Below are 25651 nucleotides of genomic sequence, written 5' to 3' on the forward strand. Positions count from 1 at the left end.
ATTATCTTATTTTGTTTCAATTTGATTTATTTCTTTTAAGTCCGCTATATTATGTGCTTTTATAATGCTATCAGAAATAGTATATATTTTATTTTCAATATATAATATCCTATTTATGTTTTTATTGCTATAGTACCAATAATACCTTGAGTCTTTAAAATCCTCATCGCTTAAGTGAGTTATCTTTCCTTTTAGCTTAAATCCGTTAGATAAGCTAAAATCATATATATATGCCCCTTGAAAAGAAAACTTTCCATAGGATGTTATATCACTTTCATCTTCTACATCCATAACAGTAATTGGAAATGCAATAATGCCTTTCACCTTTGAAAACAAAAGTGCTTTGTGGTTGTAAAGTATCTCGGAATCTGTTCCCCTATCCCCTATTTTTTCTATATATATTGCTTTAGGATTTTTGACATCAGTAATGTCAAATACTGCCATTTTCATACCCATATTCAAAGCGATAGTACCAATTACATTTCCATTTTCATCCTTTTGCTCTTTTTCAATGGTTTCCTTTCCAAAACCTATTATATGATTTTCATCATAAGGATGAATATAATTGCTGTAACCTGAAATCTTAAGCTCACCTAAAATTTTAGGGTTTGTAGGATCTTTTAAATCTATAACAAATAAAGGGTCGACAGTTCTAAAAGTTACCACATATCCCTTATCTCCCATAAACCTTACAGAATATATCCTCTCATTAGGAGCTATTCCCTCAATTTTACCTTTAAGGTTCATCCTATCATCAAACACATATATATTGGTTTTAGAAATATTATCGTCATTTCTCCACTCAAGGCCTGATGTTGTAGCCACTCTAAAGAAAGTATTGTATTCATCCATTGAGAACTGGTTTAAAATACTTCCAGGTACACTTGCCTTTGCAATGAAATTAGTTTTTCCTTCATTAAATCCAAATTTATATATTAAAGTATTGTAATAAGAATCAGTCAGACTTTCCTTAACCATCTGATTATTTTTATAGTTTATTAGATAATGCGTTACTGTAACATATAAGTTTTTATCTGTTGCAAATATTTCCTCACCTGCACCGATATAGCTTGAGATTTGAACAGGTTTTTTAGAATTTTTAATATCAATTCCTGATATTGTTAAAAAGCATGGCTTTATAAATTGTGGAAAATATCTTATCTTATCATATTCAATGTTTTTAAAATTGCTATCTATTGCTGTATCTTTATATAAAGGGGTAATATTTTCGTCTTTTTTTATATCATAATAATGATATTTATTGGAAATTAGATAAACTATATTTCCTATCTTTCTTGAAGAAACAAAACTTCCTTCAATTTCATATTCTCTTTGAAGCTTTGGATTTTTTCTATCAGTAATGTCATAAACAAGAGCTTTAATGAATGAATAGTTATAATAATACGGAGGCATTAATCCTTTTTCATAATCCTTTATAACTGGTTTATCTAAAAATGAAGTTCCGATTATAGCAATATAATTTCCATCAACATAAATCTCATTGGGATTAAATCTATCATAAGTTAACACACTTTCAGTACACATATCTTCTGCCGGGAATGCCTTAATTATATAAACTTTATTATTAGCAACTTCATAGATATAATTGCCATCTGTCTTTACACTATCTCCTTCATCAACCCCTTCAACCTGTATATTAGTCTTTGAATATTCTACATTTGAATTCTTCATATCAACATTCTCAGCTACAGTTTTCTCCGAAGAATAATTTATATCCTTTTTAATATTTAATATATAATTGTAATTCTTTTGGCATTCTTCAAAAAGGGTTAATAATTTTTCATTAGATTCTACAAATGGTAGCTCATTTGACTCAATATCTTTGGATATTGTAAACTGCCTCTTTATAGTAACATTAGTAAATTTTCCATTTTTGTATCTGATGTTTTTTGATATAAAAAGAGTATAAGTTCTGCCATATTCATAAGCTTTTGCAGGAGAGATTACAATTGATTTTTTGTCATTTCCTAATGATATACTGATTGGATGTTTAGAATTCTTATAATCAATAACATATACATTATTGTTATTAACATATATTTCATCTAAAATATCGTCAAAGAGAACTATAAGTTGTTTATTAAAAGGAACATCTTTAATAGGCGGCAAAATCTTAATTGAATTTCTCTTTGCCATTACTAAGACATTAATTGATATTAAAATAAAAACCAAAGTTGCCAATAATACTGATATTTTAAAATTCTTTCTCATAATAACCCCTCTTATTAAATTTTTATTATATATGACCTATAATATTTTTTATTTGTTCCAACAAATGTGTCATATAGTATAAAAAATCTAAATTTTATAAAAAATTATGCCGGCTATAAAGCCAGCAATATTACATAAAGAAATATTAAATATAGTTTATTTCTTTTGCCTTTACAAATTTGCCATAAGGTTTTATATCTATCAGGTTATTATCTTTACATATAACTTTTCCTCTTAAAATAGTTGCAATTGGATATCCTTTTAACTTATATCCTTCAAAGACAGTATATTCAGAAGCTGAATGAAGTTCCTTGCCTTTTAATACAACTTCCTTCTCTGAATCAAAAATAACGATATCTCCATCACTTCCTGGGGCTATCACTCCCTTTTTAGGATAAAGCCCAAATATCTTTGCTGGATTTGTACATAATAACTGTACCATCTTTTCTAAATTCATTTTGCCTTTATTAACTCCTTCTGTAAAAATTAAAGAAAGCAAAGTCTCACTTCCACCAATTCCTGGTATTATATTAAAGCAATCTTTAGCACTCAATTTATCTTTTATGTTAAAAGCACAATGATCTGTGGTTATACAGCATAAAGTGCCGTTTAAAATACTATTCCACAAAACATCCTGGTCCTCTTTTTTTCTTAGTGGAGGTGCCATTATATATTTTTGTCCATCAATATTTTTATAACATTCATCTGTTAAAAGCAAGTAATGAGGACATGTTTCCCCGTAGACCTTATATCCATTTCCTTTTGATTTATTAATTGCTTTTGCACCTTCAGCAGTTGAAACGTGAACAAAATATACAGGTGCATTAAGACCTTCTGCTATTTTTATTACTTTATCAATTGCAACTTTTTCTGCTTCCCTTGGTCTGCTATCAGCATAATCTGATATTTTCGTTCTGCCTTCTTTTAAGAACTTATCCTTTGTTATTCTTAAAATATCATCATCTTCTGCATGAACCGTTACAAGCATATCTAATTCTTTTGCTTTCTTTAAAAGGTTCGGTATTTTATCATAAGGTAATTTGCTATTTTCATAGGTAGTATAAATTTTAAGACTTCCTATGCCATAATCTTTTATATTATACAGTTCATCTAGATTCCAGTCATACTTACCAGTAATTTCTACATGAAAGTTATAATCAACATAGCAATGTCCCTGTGCCTCTTTTTCTCTCTCCCAAAGAGCTTCTATTAAAGTTTTTCCAATAATAGGGCTTACATAATCAATTATAGTAGTAACCCCTCCAAAAGCAGCTGATAAGCTTCCTGTTTCAAAGTTGTCTGCTGTTCTTCCACTTTTGGTTTTCATATAATAATGTACGTGAGCATCTATTACTCCTGGTATTACATATTTACCTGCAGCATCTATAACCTCATCATTTAAATTCTCTTTTATATTTTTATCTATCTTACTTATTTTTTCATTATCTATTAGTACATCTGCTGTGATAATTCCATTTTCTGTTACAACAAATCCATTCTTTATAACAAGGCCCATATAAATCACCTCTTATGATTATTATAAAAGTCCTTCAATATTTTCTAATACGTTAAACAATTCCTTTTCATCTGGTTCTACTTCAATCGGATATCCAGATGCTTTTATTGCATTATTTGTATCTTTTAGCCCATTACCTGTTACTATACATACTACCATTTCATTGTAATCTATTATTTTTTCATTAATTAACTTCTTTAGCCCCGCAAATCCTGCAACTCCTGCAGGTTCACCAAATATGCCTGCTCTACTTCCCAGAAATCTCATTGCACTTAATATTTCCTCATCGGTAACATTTATAAATGTACCTTTAGATTCTCGTACTGCTCTTAAGGCTTTTTCAGCATTTCTTGGTACTCCAACAGCTATGCTATCAGCAATTGTATTCTCACTAGATGGTTTAAATTTTGTATTATTAAAAAAAGCTTCTGTTAGTGGTGCACATCCTTTAGCTTGTACACCAGCAAGTTTTGGCAATTTATTAATAAACCCTGTATTATATAAATCTAAATAACCCTTCCAAATCCCAGCTATTGTGCATCCATCACCTACTGAAACCACTGTCCAGTCAGGAACTTTCCAATTAAGCTGTTCACATATTTCAAGTGTTACAGTTTTTTTACCTTCCATAAGATATGGATTTATAGCAGCATTTCTATTATACCATCCATATTTTTCTATTGCCATTGTAGACAGCTTAAAAGCTTCATTGTATGATCCCTTTACACTTATAACATTTGAACCAAAAATCTTAAGCTGTGCAATCTTCCCTTGAGGAGCTCTTTGTGGAACAAATATAACTGTTTTTATTCTACAGGATGCTGCATTACCGGCAAGTGAAGAAGCTGCATTCCCTGTAGAAGAACAGCAAATTATTTTTTTATTCTCTTCCATAGCCTTTGCAACAGCTATTGCAGATGCCCTGTCCTTTAAAGATGCAGTTGGATTAATTCCATCATCTTTTATATATAGCGTTTTTAACCCTATTTCCTCTGCCAGTTTATCTGTTTTATATAAAGGAGACCATCCTACCCTGAGCTTTGGCTTAGGTCCATCTTTTTCAACAGGTAAAAAAGGCTCATATCTCCACATAGAATAATTATGGATATTCAAAAAGTATTCTTTATTACATATTTTAGAGATATAATCATAATCATATACAACATCAAGAATACCTTCAATTGTTCCACAGTCATCACATGTATATCGTCCAGAAACAGGCTCATATATTTTCCCACAGTTTATGCATTTTAAATATTTAACATTTTTCATTTTTATCACCTTTAAATTATAATTCTTTAAGAAGACCTGTCCTATCGTTAAATTCCTCAATAGTCCTATCAAGTTCTTGACCAATATGATGGAGTCTTCCCCAATAGTTATCATAGTCATACCACTGAGCATTCAACTCATCTAAATCATACATCTGCTGCTCAATCCAGGTATAATATTTGAGATTATGAATTCTTTTTTTACTCTTATAAGTTAATTCTTCAATGTTATCTGTCCTTATTCCAACAACATATCTACTATAGTCTATTGCAGCATCTATTAATTCATATTTTCTTCCTCTTACCTCTTCCATTTCTTTTAATCTCGATTTATACATTTCAGCAGAATCAGTTAAAACCGTAATTACCATATCATCTTCATTTAATTCATAATATTTAGCAAATTTTATGCAGCATAGTATATTAGCAGCACCTGATATTCCTACCCATGGAAGCTTTTCAATTAAATCCCGTTTAACTCCAAGACTTTTTAAATACTCATGTCCTGCTTCCTCATTGAAAAGTCTAAATAATGCAAGGCTTTCATTATCATCAATTCCTATTATCATATCAGTATTTTTAACATTATGTATCCAAGGAATATGCTTATCCCCAATTCCTTCTATTCTATGATCACCAAAACCATTATTAAGCAACGTCGGGCATTGGACAGCTTCACCTACTGCAATCTTACAGTTTGGATATTTATTTTTTAAGTAATCTCCACTTCCAAGAGTACCTGCTGAACCAGAAGTTAAGCATACTCCTGCAAGTTTCCCTTTATTTCCCTTTTCATTTTCTATAACTTCTTCCATTGCACTTCCTGTAACTTCATAATGCCACAGGTGATTACCGAGTTCTCCAAACTGATTAAATATCATTACATTTTCTCTTGTTTTTCTAAGCTCCCAAGTTTTATCATAAATTTCTTTAACATTGCTTTCACATCCTGGAGTTGCAATTATTTCATCAGCAACAGTTTTAAGCCAGTTAAATCTTTCTTGACTCATATTCTCTGGTAGTATTGCAATTGATTTGCACCCTAACAATCTTGAATTGTATGCTCCTCCTCGGCAATAATTTCCTGTTGATGGCCAAACAGCTTCATGATACGTAGGATCAAATTGCCCTGTAATTAGCTTTGGTATTAAGCATCCAAAGCTTGCTCCAACTTTATGACAGCCTGTAGGGAAGAATTTACCAACAAGTGCAAATATTCTTGACTTAACTCCGGTAATTTCCTTGGGTATTTCAATATAGTTAGGTAACCTATTAAACAATCCACCTTTTTCTTTTGGCTCATTTTTCCATGTTATTCTGAATAGATTAAGTGGATCTAAATCCCATAATCCTATAAATTTAAGCTTTTCTTTAATTTTGTCGTTAATCTCTTCTGGATTTTTCATTTGCCTTAATGTTGGAATAATTATTTTCCGCTTCTTTGCAACTTCAACCGTTTTTCTTAGACCTTCCTCATTAACATTAAGATCAATAAGCTTATATTGTTTAGCCATATTTACCCCCCTTAAAATAATATTACCTAACTTTATTTTATTATATTTCCAATTATTAGAAATGTCAAACAAGCTCTATACTTATTTTTTAAACAGATTAAAACCATCAAGCATTTTAGATACTATGAAAAATTAATACTTATCAAAATTATTATTTATATATTAGCTTTATAATTTTATAAATTAGACGATATATTTGTTAATATATTAAATATTATTATTAATTATTTTATATATTTTATTTAATATTTAAAAAATACATAAATTTAACAAATAATATGTCAATAATTGTTGAATTTTGAAGTGTTATTTTATAAAATAAATATTAATAATTTATATTTTGTTAGGGGGACATTATGAAAAACAAAAAAGTATTAAGAAAACAAATCATTTCACTTCTTCTTTTACTATCCTTAATTCCATTATTAATAGTTACATCTCTTAATTATTACATATCATTAAAAGCTGTAAAAAATCAGTACATAGAAACAATCGATCAAAGCATTAAAAGAGGTCTTGATGTAATTGAATCATCATATAAAAACAAAAGCGAACTAATATCTTTGCTATCCCAAGATCCTAATGCCAATGGTATATTGTCAAATAGTGACTGTGAAAAATGGCTAATGTTAACTTTAAACTCATATATTGAAAATTATAAAGATATATCTTCTATATATATGGGAGTTAATAATGGGAAAATGATAATTGCACCAAAGCAGGCTCTTCCAGAAGGTTATGATCCAAGAAAGCGCTCCTGGTATATAGATGCATCCTCAAGTAATAGCTTTGTAATTACTGATCCCTATGAAGATGCTATTCAAAAAGGAATTTTCATGGTAACTTATGCAAAAGCTATTAAGGATTCTTCTAATAATCTTATTGGCGTTGTAGGACTTGATATAAAACTTTCTACTCTATCAGAGCTCGTACAATCTATCAAAATTGGAAACAGCGGATTTGTAACAATAACTGATAAAAACGGTACAATAATAGCTGATAAGAAAAAAGAACTGTTAAATAAAACTTCAAAGGAAGTACCTTATATCGACGCTATATTAAAATCAAATTCTCAGTCTGGAACAGTACTTATTGATAAAGCCAAATATATATACATAGTAAAAAGTCACGACAAAACAGGATGGAGGGTTATAGGCCTTGTACCTGAAAAGGAGATATCCGAAGCTACAAATTCAATTAGAAATTATGATATAATAGTTTTTATTCTTTTTGCAGCTGCTTCAATATTAATTGGTATATTCTTTTCTAAAAAAATAGTAGATCCGATTAATGTAATAGTTAGTGTTATAGATAAGATTAAATCAGGAGATTTTTCAGTAAAGGTGCCTGAAAAATATATAAATTATAAAGGAGAAATTGGGGTTATTGCGGGTGGAGTTGACTCGATGCAAAATGAACTTAAAAAGCTAATACTAGATATAAAAAATGAAGCAAGCAGCATAAATTCAGTAATAAGTTCAGTTAACAGCAGTATAAGTGACCTTAACAATACAATAGAAAAAGTATCAGCAACAACCCATGATCTTTCTGCGACTATGGAAGAAACTGCAGCTTCTGCCGAGGAGATGTCAGCAGCTTCAATTGAAATAGAAAAATCAGTACAGGTTATATCTAAAAAATCTCAAGATGGAGCTTTTGAAGCTTCAAATATAAGCCAAAGGGCACAGAATACAAAAATATCCGTTGAAGAATCGCAAGCAAAAGCAAAGGAAGTATTTGAAAAAACTAAAGCAGAGCTTGAAAAGGCAATTGAAGAAGCAAAAATAGTTGAAAAGATAAGTACTTTATCAGAATCAATTATGCAGATAACTTCTCAGACAAATCTTTTAGCACTTAATGCAGCAATTGAAGCATCAAGGGCTGGAGAAGCTGGAAGAGGTTTTTCAGTTGTTGCTGAAGAAATTAGAAAACTTGCTGAACAATCTAAAAACACCGTTATTGAAATTCAAAACATAACTGGAAAGGTAAGCGATACTGTAAACAATTTAGTAAACAGTTCAAACAATCTTTTAGAGTTTATGTCTGTAAACGTTGATAATGATTATAAAACAATGATAGATGTTGCAGAAAAATACAGCTCCGATGCAAAATACGTAGACAACCTCGTTACTAATTTTAGTTCAACAGCTCAAGAACTTTTATCTTCAATAAACGAAGTAATATTGACCATAGAAAGCGTTGCAAAGGCTTCAAGTGACGGTGCGGGAGGTACAACTGATATAGCAGGAAGCGTATCCGATATACACAAAAAATCCAATGATATTATTGAAGAAATGTCAAAAGCGAAGGACGCCGCTGACAAACTAAACAACAGCATATCAAGATTTATAATATAGATAAAAAAGAGATGGATTATCCATCTCTTTTTTATCTATTAATTCTTTTAATGTATTCAAGTCTTTCTTTAAACTTCTTTTCAAGACCTTCCTCAGTTGGATTGTAATATATTCTGTTTTTTAAGTTATCCGGAAGGCACTGCATTTTTGCAATATTGTTTTCATAATCATGGGAATACATGTAGCCTTTATTATAACCAAGATCCTTCATAAGTTTTGTAGGTGCGTTTCTAAGATGCATCGGCACCTCTTGATTAAAGGTTTCAAGAGCATCTTTTTTAGCCATTTTATATGCCATATACACTGCATTAGATTTTGGAGCAAGGGACATATAAACAGCAGCCTGTGCAAGATTAACAGAGCATTCCGGCATACCTATAAATGTTACAGCCTTATAGGCTGCAACAGCAATCTCTAAAGCTCTTGGATCTGCAAGTCCTATATCCTCCGAGGCAAACCTTACTATTCTTCTTGCAACATATAAAGGATCTTCCCCTGCTTCAAGCATCCTTGCAAGATAATAAAGTGCAGCATCAGCATCGCTGTTTCTCATAGATTTATGAAAAGCAGAAATTAAATTATAATGCTGCTCACCATTTTTATCATAAAGGAGCGATTTTTTCTGCATACATTCTTCAACTACCGATTTGTCTATAAACTTAATACCATCGACTGTCTTTGCACCCTTTACAGCTAACTCTAAAGTATTAAGTGCTGTTCTGGCATCTCCATTAGAATATACTGCTATCATATTCAATGTTTCATCATCAATTTTAATGTTTATATCTTTAAATCCTCTCTCATCATTAATTGCATTTTTCAAAAGTTTTACAATATCCTCTGTTTTTAGCATTTCTAGTACAAAAACCCTTGAACGGGAAATAAGCGCTGAATTAACTTGAAAGGATGGGTTTTCAGTTGTTGCGCCTATTAAAATAATACTTCCCTTTTCAACATAAGGCAAAAAAGCATCCTGCTGAGCTTTATTAAACCTGTGTATTTCATCTATAAAAAGAACCGTTCTAATTCCCTTAAGTCTTGCCTCATCAGATTTTTGCATTACTTCCTTTACTTCTTTAATGCCTGATGTTACAGCACTCATAGTTATAAATTCAGATTGAGTCATATTTGCAATAATCATAGCAAGAGTTGTTTTCCCAACTCCCGGAGGCCCCCAAAGAATCATAGATGTTATATTATCAGTTTCAATAAGACGTCTTAAAAGTTTTCCTTTCCCTAATAAATGCTCCTGACCTACGAATTCATCAAGATTTCTTGGTCTTACCCTGTCTGCAAGGGGAGATTTTGTATCTTTATTATCATCAAAAAAAGAACTTTGTATAAAGTTCATATCCTCACCAGCCTAAATTATTATTTTTTAATATTATATAACAAAAGTTTATAATAGACCATAACAGGTTAATAACAAAATTATTATTAAGTAAAAACAAAAAGACAGGTATTATTAAATACCCGTCACTGACTTATTCTTCTATAAATTTTATGTCTTCCGTTGATATATTGACCCACTCCATACCTTTATCCCATACTACCTTTACCTTTATATCCGAAGTAAGTTTTTTTATCAATTCATCTCTTTTTAAATCTTTATTTACATATGTTGCTCTTGCTACTTCTATTCCTTTGATTTTTATACCATCTATTATTTGTTTATTTTTTATATCTGTTCCAAAACCTAAAAAATCCTGCATAACAAAAATATTTTTCATAGATTCATCTAAAAAAGCAGTAACAGTAATATCTTTATAAATATTACTAATCTTTGGCGTCATTCTCAATCTATATATTACACGATAATACTCTTGAGAATTATCTTTTGTATCTAAGATTACCTGCATATCATAAATAAAGTTATTACTTTTTTTACATTCTATTAGCATAAGATTTTCAGGGCGTTTTTTATCATATTCAATAATATTTTCCTGTGAATTAATACTTTTTACTTTATCTTGATAAAGACCGAAGAAAAATTTTGATATTATTAATAATATTACAGTACTTAAAACTATAAATAAACTTTTTTTCATTATATTTCCTTCTTTTAATATTATTATACTTTTTTATATTTTTTGTATTAATTCTTATTTATATATTAAATCATTTTTTATATAAAGTAAACAACTACTATATCCTAAAATTTTACATGAATCTTTATAATTAAAAGTAATTTATATCTTTTAATTATATGAAAAAATCAAAAATTAAGCCCATAATTGCTTCTTAATGAGCGACAAAGATTGGCTGTGCAGCAATTATGGGCTCAGCTTTTACACTAAAACTTTATGCACATAAGCAGACGTTGCAGCCTTTAAAAGCCCTCCATAATAGAGGTAAAACTCAACAACATCTCCAACTTTATAATCCTTTTTAGAATTAGTTACATTGAGTATGGTATGGTCGCTGCTTGCACCTATAAGCCTTATATCCTCATCAAAGGGGCGAATAAGATTAATATCTATATCCTGCCTTCCCATTGCAACTATTGCTCTTTTCATCATTCCCTTATCTTCAAATACAGGCTTTCCTCCAAAGGCATCCATACCAATATTTCCAATTGGAACCGATGGCTTTTCTTTAAGCTCAACTATCTGGGCCTTTAAAACAAAAGCATCATCATAAAGTCCATCTAACCTCTTTCCAAAGGCTGTCTCTCTTCCAAGAAGAATTGCTTCTCCTACTCTTAAATTATTAATTCCCTTTGGCAAAGTTCCCTTTTCCACAAGATAAAGACTGCTTGAATTTCCTCCTGATATTATTTCAACATCAAGATTATATTTATCCCCCATATCCTTTGAAATATCAACAAGCTTTGAAAGATTAACTTCATCTGGAATAACTCCCCCATAGCAGGTTAAATTAACTCCAAATCCCTTTATTTCAATACCTTTTATTTTTACAGCCTCACCTATGAATTCATCTATATTATCTGGCCACACTCCCTCTCTTAAATCACCAAGATCAAGCATTATAATTACATTATGAACTTTTCCTATTCTTTGGGCAGCCTCTCCTAAAAGTTTTAAGGTTGAAAGTTCTGAGTTTTGGCTGTAATCAGAGTATAATACCACATCATCGACTTCACAATGCATAGGTATTCTTAAAAGCACTTTTTTAGAAGGAATATCCTTTAACTTTTTAAGATTTTCAATCCTCGAATCAGCAAGCATATCAGCGCCTCCCTTTAGCATTGCCATAGCTGCCAAAGGATTAGCACAGAAACACTTCGTTACCCCCCATATTTTAACATTATGTCTTTCACACATTTGTTTTATTATTCTTGTATTATGCTCAAGCTTTTTAAGATTTATCTCTAATCTTGGATACATGTTATCCTCTCCATTGCTAAATTTCAAGACTTGCCTTTAAAAGTTTTAATGCCGCCTGAGGATACTTTTTCGAGAGCACTCCAAGAGATGCCATAATATAATGATTATCAACTAAAATTTTTGCCTCTTTAGTTGGGAAAAGCTCCGTTCCTTTTCCTCTTTCAGCAATTTTTTTCATTATATCAACTCTCCCTGGGAGCCTTGTTAGTGCTCCTCCAGTTCCTATTATATATTTTACCTGAGTTAAATCCTTACCCTCAGCAACACTTTTTCTTCCCGACTCCCCATAGAGCCTTCTTACCGTACCTGCATGCCTTTTTACTGCAGTTAAAACTGCCTCAAGGGTAAGCTTTTCTACAAATCTTTTTTCCTCATCAGTAATTGGTATAGGTTTATAATTTTCAATAATAGGCTTTATATCAAAGCCTAGTTCACTTGCAAGTTTTTCCTCTCCAATTCTTGACAGTACATTTTTCATATTTACATATACTCCAAGGTCGCCCTCAACAGTTCTTTTTGCCTCAGGCTCTGGAGATAATAGAATCCTTGCTATTTCATCAGAATCTTTAGTCACTGAGTGAACATCAGTTGTAGCTCCCCCAACATCAATAACAATTAAATCACCTATATCTTCCTTTAAAAGTTTTGCAGCCTCCATAACAGCACCAGGTGTTGGAATTATAGGCCCATTTACCATACTTCTTACCTTCGTCATTCCTGGAGCATGTACTATATGCTCCTCAAAGACACTTTGTATAACTCTTCTGCAGGGTTCAACATTTAAAAGATCAACCTTAGGGTAAACATTATCTACTATATAAAGTTTTGAATTATAATCTTTAAATATTTCCTTTATATCCTCATGGTTTTCTATATTACCTGCATAGATTACAGGAATTCCAAGGTTTAATGCTGCAATCTCCTCAGCATTATAAAGTGCAGTATCCCTCTCTCCAAAATCAAGGCCACCAGCAATTAATATTATATTAGGCTTTATATCCTGTATCTTTTTTATATCGCTTCTTCTAAGGCGTCCTGCAGTTACAAGATGAATAATAGCTCCTGCCCCAAGGGCAGCTTCCTTTGCAGCCTTTGCTGTCATATCATATACAAGTCCATGTACTGTCATCTTTAGACCGCCTGCTGCACTGCTTGATGCAAGAAAATCATCGTATTCAACTTCATCAATATTTAAGTTCCTCTTTAAATCCTCAACTGCACCTTTAAGCCCAATGGTTACATCTCCATCAAGAACAGTTGTTGGAGATTGCCCTTGCCCTATAAATACCGGATTATCGTTGTGAATGCCTGAAAAGGCATTCACAACCGTTGTAGTGCTTCCAATTTCTGCAACAAGAACATCAACTTTCATAAATGCACCTTCTAATCATTTTAATCCCTTTGATTCAAGTTCTCTTCTCTTTTTAACAAGGAAAGTAGCAACATGAACACCTTTAGTTCCTCTTCCAAAGCCTGCATCAACTCCAGCTTCAACTGCAAATTCATTTGCAACCTGGGTTCCTCCACAGGCAATTATAATTCTATCCCTTATGCCTTTTTCAATACACAGCTCATGAATTTTCTTCATGTTTTTATAGTGAATATTATCATGGCTTATTATAGTGCTTGCAAGTATAGCATCAGCATTAGCCTCAATTGCTGCATCAACAAGCTTTTCAACAGGAACTGAAGTCCCAAGATATATGCACTCTATTCCATATTTCTCTATTCCACCGTGCTTTATATCTATTATTTCTCTTAAACCAACAGAATGTTCATCGTTTCCAACGGTTCCTGCAACCACCTTCATAGGTCTTCTTTCAATATCTGCCCTTATCTCATCATCGGACATAACCTCAGGCTTTGGAGGAATGTAAAGCTTTGTTGCATCGATTTCAAAAGGAACTCTTCCCTTTATTTCAACTAAAGTTCCTTCAGCTTCCTGCATGATGTTTTTGTGAACTACTTCAACATCTACAAGACCTAACTTCTTTCCAATCTCAAGGGCAACTACCTCAGCAGTGCTTTCATCAACAGGAAGAAACATTGTCTGAAGTATATATCCATCTCCTGCCCACTCAACCTCTGGCTTTACATGCTCCCTGCTATAGTATTTTCTTGACTCATTAAGCCTTACATTTACATTATCCTCTTCATCAAGTTCATCAATATAAACTATTTTCTCTGGCTTTTCAAAGGTACATCCATCTATTAAATCTGATGGATTCACTATTCCCTCAGGAAGGTTGTTGTATCCAAAATGAGCTGTAACTGGTGCCATATAATCCTTATCCCTTGGATATACAGTTCCTGCACCTATTCCACCATCTATTTTTCTAACTATTCCATCTCCGTTTCTTTCAGGATAATATCCAGAATCAACAAAGAATCCTTCCTCAACAGCCTTAAAATATCCTCCAACCTCTAAAATCTCTTCCATGAAAAGAACTGCTCTCTCTTTTATCTCTCTTGCCTTTTCTTTTAGATAACCATCTTTTTTAAGTTCAATCATTTCCATAAGGCCGTCCATTCCGGCAAAGGCCTGTTTTGCTGTACTTACTGCAGCAATGTTGTTGTAATGCCATGGTACGTTTCTGCCTTCATCAGGAGTTATAGTTGACTGAATATCTGCACTTGTTAAAACTGATGTTAAAATATTTAAAACATGGGTTACCGTAGCTTCCCTGGTATCTGATTCAATATATTTTGTATTCATCTGAGCCCTCATTCTATATTCATGGAAAAAGTCTCTTAAAGCTACAGCATAGGGTAAGTCCAGCCTTAAACAAGGTGCAGGAGGGGCTGTTGGTGGAACTGTTGAAAGGCAGATATTTTTAGGATCCATACCAACCTTTCTTGAATACATACAATTTATTGCATGCTGAACCATAAGCTCAGGCATAACCTTCCATGCCTGTCTTGCAGTAGCATTAGCATTATGCGCACCATCTATTTGTGCCATATTAGCCCAAACCATTATTTTTTTTGCTTCAGCTGCATCTACAAAAGAGCGCACCATATTTACATTTCTATAAAGAACGTTGTACTGTGGATCCTGATGGGCACCATTTACTCCTTCTTCTGCAAACATAACAGCAATGTCAGGGCCTGCTTCCCCTGATACATAGGAATGGTAGTTGATTGGGCGGCCAACTTCATCCTCAATCATATCAAGAGCCTTTCTTTGTGCCCTTACCTGTTTTCTTGTAACCGGAATTCCTCCAATTCCCTGAGGAGTACCCTCAATAAGCCCGTCATAGTGGCTCTGTCCTGCAGTCCTTATAACCATAATATGATCTGCACCATGCCATGCAGCCATTCTCATTCTTCTTATATCATCCTCAAACCTTCCTGATGCTATTTCAGTTGTTATAACAGGCTTAGGCTGAGGATCAATATTTCCAAAATACTTAGATGAAGGAAGACCATAGCTGTTTTTTAAGGGTTTACTCATATCGTGAAAAGTAAAGGGACCCATCTCAAGATTATCAATAGGCTCTCTCCAGTGCCATCCTCTTCTTCTTGGACGATAATGCTCCAAATCCTTTAAAATCTCATCTATATCTATTTTTTCATTTCTTTTAAGTTCCATTACTTTTCACCTCCTTTAAAAATGTTTACTGCTAAGTCCCAATGAAGTCCCTGGGCCATCTCCCGTCCAACTTCCCTATAATCTCTGTTAAGATGCTTTGATACCTTTAAAACAACATGCCCTGCTCCTTTTCCCATAAGACCTCTGTCTATAGTATTATTTACAATATCCTTTGCTTCAAGGCTTGAAAATCCCATCCTTAAAAGGATTGACCTTTCAATTGATGGAGTTGTATTGTTTCTTGCCAATTCAACTAAAGGGTCAACTATTTTTTCAGCAAGAGCCCAAAATCTTTGCTCTAATTCTTCATCGGTAAGATCTTTAAGATGCTGCCTTCTAACTTCAAAATCATCAGCTCTTTTAATAGGCATAATCCCCCTCCTATTTTTTTATTCCAAGTTCATCTAATACCGATTCTACAAATTTTCTATTTGTTCTTGTTTCTAATGCTAAAAATTCAATATCTTTATCATTTACACAATCTACCTTTGCCCTATTTATTGCATTTTTTATATATGATTTTCTCATTTTATCCATATCTGCATGTCTAACTTTAATAAGGCTTGGATGCTCAGGAAGTATTATGTTAGTTCCAGGTATTTCCTCATCAGGATTCCCAAATTTAACTTCAACTCCATTTTTCTTTGCAAAGGAAAGCTGTGCTAAAGGATGCTTTCCTGCCCCTGTATATTCAGTTTCCTGAATAACTATGATTTTATCTTCATCCATCTGTTGTGCTAATGCAAAGGCAGCAGTAAGGGATGTATTTCCTGCAGGGCCTCTCTCCAGTCCCTCAAGCTGCGATAATGCTTCAGTTATATAAAATACCTCACCCTGTTTTACTAAAAGATAATCTTCCATATATCTTAATGCCCTTGCCGCACTTCTTGGAACATCAGAATGATCAGGGTCAGTGGTGTATGGAACTCCAAAGCCTGTGTGCCCAGTTGTAAAAGATTTTCTGTTAAAGGCTTTATCTGATGCCATATGAAGTCCAGTTAAATCAACACTAACACCTATTACCTTTGTATTTACAGCCCCAGCTTTAATAAGACCTCTTGCTGTACCTGTTAAGTTTCCACCTCCTGCATGGGTTGCAACTACTACATCAGGATCATGTCCTATCATCTCTCTGCACTGAATGGCTATTTCGTATCCTAAAGTTTCAACCCCTGCAATTCCAAAGGTAGAATAAAGTGAAGCATTAAAATATCCAGTTTCCTCAAGTATTCTAAGGAAGGTGTAGAAAAGCTCAGGGCCAACCGTTAGCTGTACAACCTCAGCACCAAGGCATTCGCACTTTCTCTGTTTTTCAAGTATTTCAGGCTGACCAATCTTTCTTGAATCATAGCACTCCTGAACTATAATGCAGTCTAAGTTTCTCATAGCAGCCTGTGATGCAACTGCTGCACCATAGTTTCCGCTGGTTGCAGCAACAACTCCCTTATAGCCAAGCTTTTTTGCTATATACACAGAAACAGAAGCTCTTCTGTCTTTAAAACTTCCTGAAGGATTGCATGCTTCATCCTTTACAAATATTCTTGCGCCTTTACCTTTAGGTGAAATCTTTCTAACAAGCTCTGTTAAATTTTTAAGCTCTAAAAGAGGAGTATTTCCAACTCCAGTTTCTCTTTGAATTTTCATAATATATGAAATTCCAAAGCCTATATCCCTCATCATTTTTTCATAATCAAAGGCAATGCCTCCGCTTTCATATATGGAGTAATCCATTCCAAGGGCTTTTTTCATTATTTCATTTTTTCTATTCATTACTGCATCAAAACTTACATCAACTTTCATTTATTGTCACCGCCCTTTAAAATGCCCCTTAGCTGTTTTCCAATTTTTAATAACTCAGGAACATATTCATCTCCAAATCCATATTCATACCTTGGATTTATTAAAACAAGTTCACCCTTAACTATTCTTCCTGTTAAAGTTGTAATCTCAACCTCATCATAAAGATTAGCATCATGATTTAAAAATCCCTTTACCCAAAGCTCGAGAGGAACCTTCTTTGTATCCTCAGGAAGCTTTCCCGTTCTTTCCTCTGGTTTTAAAACTATCTGATGTATCTGTACCCAGTCACCTTTTTTTGCATCAGACATTATATCACCTCTTTATATGATTCCTTACATCATCCATAAATACATGTGGTATTGGAAGATCCTTCATTGTAACAAGACCTGGCTTTGCATTTATAACATGGGGAATCATATTAACAGCTGTTGCAATGGTCCCTATTCCTCCAGGAGTTTCAGGTTTTATGCAAAGGTTGATGTTTGGATCTCCTTCAATCCATATATAATCACCTGTTTCAATGTTTTCAAGTTCTGGATGTATCTGCTGTGGATGCTCAAGTATAATTACCGGCTCTCCATTTTTAAGTCCATAGCCACAGTGTCTGCATCCTGCAACCATACCTGGCTCTACAACAACATCCTTAGTTTCTCTATGAACCTTTGATATAATTGGCTCTCTTGTCTGTTTTACCTCATCGATTTCAATTCCAAGAGCATCTGCAATCATTGGTATTGATTCTTCAAAGCCAACATGTCCATAAATTGATCCGTCTTCAATTCCCTTCATAAACTGCTCATAAGTTGTACCAACGCCCTGCTCAACCATAACTGTCTTTCCAAAGGGTGATAAGTCATTTATTCTTGCTGCTCTTATCTTCTTTACACTTCTACATGCTGCAGTTAAAGTTATTATTAAAGTATCCAGTACAAACCCAGGGTTTACTCCTGTTCCAAGTATTGTAACTCCGTTTTCCTTTGCAAGTCTATCCATCTCTTTTGACATTTCAGGAGCAACCTTATAAGGATATGCCATCTCTTCAGCAATAGTTATAACGTTCATCTTATTAGAAACTATTAATTTAATAGGTTCAAATACTCCTTCGACAAAAGAATCAATTGAAAGTAAAACCACATCTGCCTTTGTTTCTTCTAAAACTTTCTTGGCATTAGTTGATACTTTTACATTAAGCCTTCTTCCAATTTCAAGGTAATCTCCAAGATCCATTCCTTCTTTGCTTTGATTTCTTATTATACCCCCTACAATTTCAAAGCCTTCCTTTTCAAGAATCATTTTTGCCATGCCGCCTCCCATGTTGCCAATACCCCAAAGTATTACTTTAATTTTATCCATATATTAACCCTCCAAAATTAATTTTTTACATATTTTTTTGCATAAATCATGCCATAATTTTTATAGGAATTTTAAATTTCAATTTATATATATACATAAATTTATAACATACTGCATTTTTATTATTAATTTTTATTCTTTTATGATTATTCTTAATCTTAAGCGCAATTATTTTTGCAGAATGCTATATGAGTATATAAGCTTATATACAAAAAAAATGCACCCATGCAATTTTTTTTGCATAAGGGTGCAATTTTTTTATCATATTTTTATATTATACCTTTTAATTTTTTGCTGAAGAGTCTGCCTTTTTATTTTCAAAAGTTTTGATGCCTTAGATATGTTATTTTCGCACTTTTTAAGGGCTTCTTTTATTATCTTTTTTTCAATCTCATCCATATATTCATCAAGGGAAATCCTAAAGGAATAATTATTAATATTAAGCATATTTTCATCCTTTGAATTAAATAAAGTATCCTGTATTTGGTGTGTAAAATGTTCCTTTTGAAGTATATGGCCTGAAACCATGTTCATAGCCCCTTCAATATAATTCTTAAGCTCTCTTACATTTCCTGGCCAATCGTATGACATAAATGCATCATATACTTCCTTTGACACATCCCAAACATCTTTAGAAAATTTATCATTGTATTTTTTTATAAATTCTTTTATAAATAAAGGTATATCTTCTTTTCTATCCCTTAATGCTGGTATTGTAATATTAACAACACTAAGCCTGTAATATAAATCCTTTCTTAAAGTACCATTAACAATTGCTGTATAAGGATCCTCATTTGTGGTTGCAATTATTCTTACATCAACTGGTATATCCTTAACATCTCCAACCCTTCTTATATAACCTTCCTGAAGAACTCTTAAAAGTTTTGCCTGAAGGGATATACTCATTGAATTTATCTCATCTAAAAGCAGTGTTCCTCCATTTGCCTGTTCAAATAGGCCAATTCTGTCAACAGCACCTGTAAAACTTCCCTTTATGGTTCCAAAGAGTATGCTCTCAAGAAGTCCCTCAGGAAGTGCTGCACAATTAAGGGCAACAAAAGGTTTTAAAGCTCTTTCGCTTTCATTATGAATACATCTTGATAAAACTTCCTTCCCTGTCCCAGTTTCTCCATATATCAAAACTGTCGATGAAGAAGCAGCTGCTTTTTTAGCCATTTCTACACATTTTAAAAATTTAGGGCTGCATCCTGTTATGTTATCAAAACTATATTTTTTATCACTTTTAATCTCGATTTTGCTTTTTCCTGTAAGATGTATTATTCTATCATAAAGCTCCTTAACCTTTGTAAAATCCTTTGAGATTTCAATTGCCCCAGCTATCTCATCATCTAATTTTATAGGGAGAGTTATATTTACAGCGGTTATGTTATAACCTTTTTTGTTAACATAGCTTTGATATCTCTCTCCAATAGCTTCTCCGCTTTTTAGTACATTACATAATGTACTTGTGTTTTCATTAAGGCTTGGGAATAGCTCCAGTATTTTTTTACCTATTACCTCGCTTCCATCTAATCCCTCAAGGGTTTCCATAGCTTTATTATATATGATTGTCTTACCTTCACTATCAATTACATGAATGCCCTCGTCTATATTATCTATAAGTATCTCAAGGATTTTTCTATAAAAATCCATAATTATCTCCTTCCGGATATAAAGCTTTATTTTATAATGTTTTTCAGCTCTCTTCTAAGAAAGTCTATTGCATACATTGCAGCTCTTTCTCTTATTTTTTGTCTGTCCCCCGAAAAATTATATTTTATTGTTTTAACATTTCCATCTATGGAAAGCCCTATATATACAAGGCCCACAGGTTTTTCATCGCTTCCTCCGCCTGGGCCTGCTATTCCCGTAGTTGAAATGCCAATTCTAGTATTTGAAGCTTTTGCAATCCCTAATGCCATCTCTGCTGCCACTTGACTGCTTACAGCTCCATGTTTTTCTAATGTTTCTTTTTTAACTTTCAGTCGGCTTATTTTTGCTTCATTGCTGTAAGTTACAGCCCCTTCAATAAACACCTTTGAAATTCCCGGGTAGTTTATAAGCTTTGCTGCCACAAGTCCACCAGTACAGGATTCTGCAGTTGATATAGTTAAATTATTATCTATGAGCATTTTTCCTACAACATTTTCAAGGGTATCCTCATCTTCTCCATAAATATAATCCCCAAGACGCTTTTTTATTTCCTGTGCTATAGGTTCTATAAGCTTTTTAGCTTCAAACTCATCCTTTGCTCTTGCTGTTATTCTAAGTATTGCTTCGTTTTGTTTTGCATAGGGTGCAACTGTTGGATTTGTCATGTTTTCTATTAAATCTGAAACCTTCTCTGCCATATGGCTCTCTCCAATTCCAAAGGTTCTTATTACCTTAGATACTATTGCACCATCAATATATTTTTTAATATAGGGAACAACATAATTTTCAAACATAGGTATCATCTCAAAGGGAGGACCTGGGAGCATAATAAGCATTTTGCCTTTTTCATCTATTATACATCCAGGTGCTGTACCATTTTCGTTTGGAAGTATAACAGCCCCTTGTGGAAAATATGCCTGCTTTTCATTACTTTTTGCAAAATCTCTATTTAATTTTTTAAAATATCCCTTTATTTCCTCAAGCAAATCTTCATGAAGAATGAGCTTTTTCCCAAAATATTCTGCTCCTATCTCCTTTGTTAAATCATCCTTTGTAGGTCCAAGCCCTCCAGTTGTTATTACAATATCTGCTCTTTTAAAGGCAATATCATAGGCTTTTTTTAATCTTTCACTGTTATCCCCTACAACAGTTTGAAAATATACAAATATTCCCAAGTCTGCAAGCCTCTTTGATAGATATTGGGCATTGGTATTTAGTGTATCTCCAAGCAAAAGCTCGGTTCCCACTGATAATATTTCAGCTATCATTTTATCACTCCTAATTTTAACTTATATAACAAAAATACTATACATATTATACCATAATATATGCTATAAAATTAAACTTTTCTTAACCCTTTATATCAGCATAGAAAAGCTGCTGCATTTATGATATAATTTTTTTGCGAGGTGGTTCTAATGGAAGAAAAAATCTTAGAAATTTTAATGAACTTACAAAAAGACATGAATTCTATGAAGTCAGACATAGGCTCCCTAAAATTAGATATGGACTCTGTAAAAAGCAATATTAGTTCCATGCAAAGTACTTTAGCCGAACATACAAATATTTTAAGAGCATTAGAACATAGAACGGAAATTATATCAGCAGAAGTTGAAAATTTAAAACACGATATGGCTGAAGTTAAAGGAGAAATTAAATCTATAAGAAAAGATTTATCTCAAGTTGAAATGGTTACTGCCAATAACTGGTCTGATATAGCGAAACTAAAAGCTATAAAATAATTTAGATAAATAGTTTAAAAAAGGAGCATTATGCTCCTTTTATTAATATATTTTTCTTTAATTAAACCCGGTTTTTTATTGTTTTTATAGCTTCACTAATCTCTACAATATTTTGTGCGCCTGTACTCATATTTTTTAAGGAAACCATTTTTCTTTGCAGTTCATCCTCACCAATGAGAATTACATAAGGAATATTAAGCTTATCCGCATAAGCAAACTTCTTTCCTAATTTAGCATCTTCATAGTAAATTTCACATACGATTCCTTCATTCCTTAATAAATTAGCAATTTCTATAGAATAATCGAGAGTTTCTCCCATAGGAATAAGCAATACTTCAGATAATGTCGATGAAGCGTTTTCACCTATTATTTCAGCTTCCCTCAACTGATAGAAAAGCCTTGTTAAGCCGATGGATATACCAACTCCTGGAAGTTTTTGATCCGTATAAAATTCAGCAAGATTATCATATCTTCCACCGGAGCATACGCTTCCTATTTGTGGATAATTATTAAGAATTGTTTCATATACCGTACCTGTATAATAGTCAAGTCCTCTTGCTATAGTCAAATCAATTATAAAATTCTTTTCTGGAACGTTAAAGCATCTAATATAGTGCACTACTTTATTAAGTTCATCAAGTCCTAAAAGGAACTGTTCATTTTCTATATTAAGTTCTTTAAGCTTTAATAATATATCATCATTAGAGCCTTTAATCCCTATAAATTCCATTATACTATCTATTGAATCTCTTTCAATTCCTATTTCCTCAAGCTCTTTGATTACTGCATCATAACCTATTTTTTCAAGCTTATCTATTATCCTTAATACTTCAACCTTCTTATCTACCTTGACAGATTCAAAGAAACCATTAAGAACCTTTCTGTTGTTTATGTGTATAGTAAAATCCTCAAATCCTAAATCTTTAAAGGTTGAGTATATTATACTCGGAATCTCTGCATCGTTTATAATGCTGAGCTTTCCATTTCCTATTATATCTATATCACACTGATAAAATTCCCTGAAACGCCCCTTTTGGTTTCTCTCCCCTCTGTAAACTTTGCCGATATGATATCTTCTAAAGGGGAAATTCAGCTCAGAAAAATGCTGTGCTACATATCGTGCAAGAGGAACAGTTAAATCAAATCTTAAAGATAAATCCGTATCTCCCTTTGTAAATCTATATATCTGCTTTTCTGTTTCTCCTCCACCCTTTGCAAGAAGAACCTCTGATTTTTCTATAAGAGGTGTATCCAGTGGAACAAATCCATATTTTTCATAGTTCCTTCTTATAGTATCCATCATTTTATTAAATAATATCTGATCTTTTGGCAAAAGCTCCATAAATCCTGGAAGAATAGATGGTTTTACTTTTTGCTCCTTCATTTTTTCTCCTCCTAACTAAAATTAATGATATCGATATTAACTTCATTAAATCCTAAAATAACTTTATCAGCGCCATGCAGTTTATCTGATGAACCTACACCAATCACATACATTCCTGCATTTTTTGCAGCCTCAATTCCTGCCTCTGCATCCTCAAAAACAACACAATCCTTAGGTTCAATATTCAATTCCTTCGCAGCAAGCAGAAAAACTTCTGGATCTGGCTTTGCTTTTTTTACTTTATTGCCGTCTATTATAGCATCGAAGTATTTTTCAATTCCAAGATTATTCAATATAATCATTGCATTTTTACTTGCAGAGCCAAGGGCTGTTTTAATTCCATTTTCCCTTAAAGATATTAAAAACTTTTCTACTCCTATGAAAATTTCAGACTTATCGATTTTAGATATGTATTCTACATACCAGTTGTTCTTTTTTTCGGCAAGCTTTATCTTAGTTTCATCATCAAAGTTTAGCCCCCCAATCTCAAGAAGTATTTCAAGGGACTTCATCCTGCTGACTCCCTTTAGTCTTTCATTGTCTTTAATTGTGAATTCAAAGCCAAGCTCCTTGGCAAGTCTTTTCCATGCAAGATAATGATATTTTGCAGTATCAACTATAACTCCATCCAAATCAAAAATACACCCTTTAACTGACATATTTAAACCCCCAAACAAAATACAGTTGCTATAATCAAATAAACTATAGCATAAATGTCAAAGCATCTCAATCCTTTATATTTTATATGTCTGCAAATACCCCTATTCCCATCTGCAGTGCTTTATCATATATTTTATAGGCAGTTACTATATCCATAACCGATATACCAACCGTTTTATATATTGTAATATCTTCTTTAGACCTTCTTCCTTTAATCTTTCCTGTTAACAGCTCTCCTATTTCTCCGTCTATTCTATCCTTTGTTATAACACCTTTATTAATGGGTATTATAATATCCCCAGCCTCAGATAATACCGCTTCCTTTGAATCAACATAAAAACCTTCTGCCTTTGAAACTATGTATTCATCCATCTCCTGCATATTCGGAGTGTAGGAGCCTACTCCATTTATATGTGCTCCTTTTTTTACTTTTTTCCCATCAAATACAGGACTTTTTGAAGTTGTAACTGCAGTTATAATATCAGCATCACAAACAGCCTCATCTGAAGATTTTACAGGTATAATCCTTGCATTATACTCTTTTAATTCCCTTTGCATATTTTCAGCAAACTCACAAGATTTTTCATATTCAAGGCTATAAACCCTGACTTCCTCAAGCTCTCTTACAGATAACATAGCCTCAAGCTGGCATCTTGCCTGTCCTCCCGTCCCTATAAGAGCACCGATTTTTGAATCCTTATTTGAGAGTATATCAGTAGCAGCACCAGAACCTGCACCTGTCCTTAGCTGTGTTAAATATGTTCCATCCATTATACAACAAACATCACCCGTTGTCCCATCTAAAAGTATCATCTTTGCAGGAACTGAAGGGATATTTTTTTGAGCATTTTTAGGAAACACGCTGACTATTTTAATTCCAAGGCTGTTTAAATCCTCAACATATCCTGGCATAAACAAAGATTGTCCTTGGAATTTAGGAACATCTATATTTGTCCTTAAAGGAACTACGCTTTTACCCTCTGAATATAATTTGAAGGCAGTTTTTACTGCATCTATTGCATCCTTCATAGTAAACACTTTCTTTATATCTTCCTTCGTCAATAGTAACATACTATCCCTCCATATTTTAAATATATCTTCATTATAAAACTTTTCTTTATTTTTATGCAATAATTCATTAATTTAACCTAATTAGCAACAGAAGTCACCCACTTCTATAAGTTGGGGTAGCTCACTTAATTATAGTATAATAAAAAACCCATAAACTTA

General features: G+C 32.8%; 20 protein-coding genes. 2 read left to right on the forward strand and 18 right to left on the reverse strand.

Annotation, left to right across the window (positions count from 1 at the left end):
- Nucleotides 1–6: 6 nt before the first annotated feature.
- The 4 genes from FDN13_RS02955 to FDN13_RS02970 form a co-directional block, all read right to left on the reverse strand.
- Entirely contained in the window at nt 7–2232 is a 2226-nt protein-coding gene (locus FDN13_RS02955) for a beta-propeller domain-containing protein (RefSeq protein ID WP_138978829.1), read from the reverse strand.
- A gap of 145 nt (nt 2233–2377) precedes the next feature.
- Nucleotides 2378–3748: a dihydropyrimidinase gene (gene hydA, locus FDN13_RS02960; RefSeq protein WP_138978830.1), complete on the reverse strand. Its 1371-nt coding sequence runs from the start codon at nt 3746–3748 to the stop codon at nt 2378–2380.
- A 21-nt stretch (nt 3749–3769) separates the two neighbouring features.
- The gene (thrC, locus tag FDN13_RS02965) at nt 3770–5020 is read right to left on the reverse strand and encodes a threonine synthase (protein WP_138978831.1); all 1251 of its coding nucleotides are present in this window, start codon (nt 5018–5020) and stop codon (nt 3770–3772) included.
- A 16-nt stretch (nt 5021–5036) separates the two neighbouring features.
- The gene (locus tag FDN13_RS02970) at nt 5037–6533 is read right to left on the reverse strand and encodes a pyridoxal-phosphate dependent enzyme (RefSeq protein ID WP_138978832.1); all 1497 of its coding nucleotides are present in this window, start codon (nt 6531–6533) and stop codon (nt 5037–5039) included.
- Between the two features lie 356 nt (nt 6534–6889).
- Here FDN13_RS02970 and FDN13_RS02975 point away from each other — a divergent pair, with 356 nt between their 5' ends.
- A complete protein-coding gene (locus FDN13_RS02975; RefSeq protein ID WP_138978833.1) occupies nt 6890–8890 on the forward strand; it encodes a methyl-accepting chemotaxis protein in 2001 nt (666 codons plus the stop codon).
- A 31-nt stretch (nt 8891–8921) separates the two neighbouring features.
- Here the strand turns inward: FDN13_RS02975 and FDN13_RS02980 are convergent, their stop codons facing one another.
- The 11 genes from FDN13_RS02980 to FDN13_RS03030 form a co-directional block, all read right to left on the reverse strand.
- Complete coding sequence (locus FDN13_RS02980) at nt 8922–10241, reverse strand: replication-associated recombination protein A (RefSeq protein ID WP_138978834.1); 1320 nt, start codon at nt 10239–10241, stop codon at nt 8922–8924.
- Between the two features lie 133 nt (nt 10242–10374).
- Nucleotides 10375–10938 (reverse strand): hypothetical protein, encoded by a 564-nt coding sequence (locus FDN13_RS02985; protein WP_138978835.1) that lies wholly within the window; start codon nt 10936–10938, stop codon nt 10375–10377.
- A 240-nt stretch (nt 10939–11178) separates the two neighbouring features.
- Nucleotides 11179–12237, reverse strand: coding sequence for an ornithine racemase Orr (gene orr / locus FDN13_RS02990; protein ID WP_138978836.1), 1059 nt, complete (start codon nt 12235–12237; stop codon nt 11179–11181).
- A 16-nt stretch (nt 12238–12253) separates the two neighbouring features.
- Nucleotides 12254–13609: a GlmL-related ornithine degradation protein gene (locus FDN13_RS02995; RefSeq protein ID WP_138978837.1), complete on the reverse strand. Its 1356-nt coding sequence runs from the start codon at nt 13607–13609 to the stop codon at nt 12254–12256.
- Between the two features lie 15 nt (nt 13610–13624).
- A complete protein-coding gene (gene oraE, locus FDN13_RS03000; RefSeq protein ID WP_138978838.1) occupies nt 13625–15829 on the reverse strand; it encodes a D-ornithine 4,5-aminomutase subunit OraE in 2205 nt (734 codons plus the stop codon).
- Nucleotides 15829–16200: an ornithine aminomutase subunit alpha gene (locus FDN13_RS03005; RefSeq protein ID WP_168190053.1), complete on the reverse strand. Its 372-nt coding sequence runs from the start codon at nt 16198–16200 to the stop codon at nt 15829–15831. Before FDN13_RS03005 ends, oraE begins: the two co-directional genes overlap by 1 nt.
- 10 nt (nt 16201–16210) lie before the next feature.
- On the reverse strand, nt 16211–17629 hold the full coding sequence (ortB, locus tag FDN13_RS03010; protein ID WP_138978839.1) for a 2-amino-4-oxopentanoate thiolase subunit OrtB: 1419 nt from the start codon (nt 17627–17629) through the stop codon (nt 16211–16213).
- Nucleotides 17626–17937 carry a 2-amino-4-oxopentanoate thiolase subunit OrtA gene (gene ortA / locus FDN13_RS03015; protein WP_138978840.1) on the reverse strand — a complete coding sequence of 104 codons (312 nt, stop codon included), beginning with the start codon at nt 17935–17937 and terminating at the stop codon, nt 17626–17628. Before ortA ends, ortB begins: the two co-directional genes overlap by 4 nt.
- 4 nt (nt 17938–17941) lie before the next feature.
- Entirely contained in the window at nt 17942–18982 is a 1041-nt protein-coding gene (gene ord, locus FDN13_RS03020; protein WP_138978841.1) for a 2,4-diaminopentanoate dehydrogenase, read from the reverse strand.
- A 261-nt stretch (nt 18983–19243) separates the two neighbouring features.
- Nucleotides 19244–20635 carry a sigma-54 interaction domain-containing protein gene (locus FDN13_RS03025; protein WP_138978842.1) on the reverse strand — a complete coding sequence of 464 codons (1392 nt, stop codon included), beginning with the start codon at nt 20633–20635 and terminating at the stop codon, nt 19244–19246.
- A gap of 26 nt (nt 20636–20661) precedes the next feature.
- Entirely contained in the window at nt 20662–21903 is a 1242-nt protein-coding gene (locus tag FDN13_RS03030) for a competence/damage-inducible protein A (RefSeq protein WP_138978843.1), read from the reverse strand.
- Between the two features lie 177 nt (nt 21904–22080).
- Between FDN13_RS03030 and FDN13_RS03035 the strand changes: the two genes are divergently transcribed.
- Nucleotides 22081–22377 carry a hypothetical protein gene (locus FDN13_RS03035; protein ID WP_243120255.1) on the forward strand — a complete coding sequence of 99 codons (297 nt, stop codon included), beginning with the start codon at nt 22081–22083 and terminating at the stop codon, nt 22375–22377.
- Nucleotides 22378–22438: 61 nt separating this feature from the next.
- Here FDN13_RS03035 and hisS read toward each other — a convergent pair whose 3' ends face one another.
- From hisS to FDN13_RS03050, 3 genes are all read right to left on the reverse strand, one after another.
- Nucleotides 22439–23761, reverse strand: a complete 1323-nt coding sequence (gene hisS, locus FDN13_RS03040) for a histidine--tRNA ligase (protein ID WP_138978845.1) — start codon at nt 23759–23761, stop codon at nt 22439–22441.
- A gap of 11 nt (nt 23762–23772) precedes the next feature.
- Nucleotides 23773–24420, reverse strand: coding sequence for a beta-phosphoglucomutase (gene pgmB, locus FDN13_RS03045; RefSeq protein WP_138978846.1), 648 nt, complete (start codon nt 24418–24420; stop codon nt 23773–23775).
- 82 nt (nt 24421–24502) lie between these two features.
- Complete coding sequence (locus tag FDN13_RS03050; RefSeq protein ID WP_138978847.1) at nt 24503–25492, reverse strand: ornithine cyclodeaminase family protein; 990 nt, start codon at nt 25490–25492, stop codon at nt 24503–24505.
- Nucleotides 25493–25651 lie beyond the last annotated feature (159 nt).

The organism is Caloramator sp. E03, from assembly GCF_006016075.1.
Classification (GTDB): Bacteria; Bacillota; Clostridia; order Clostridiales; family Caloramatoraceae; genus Caloramator_B.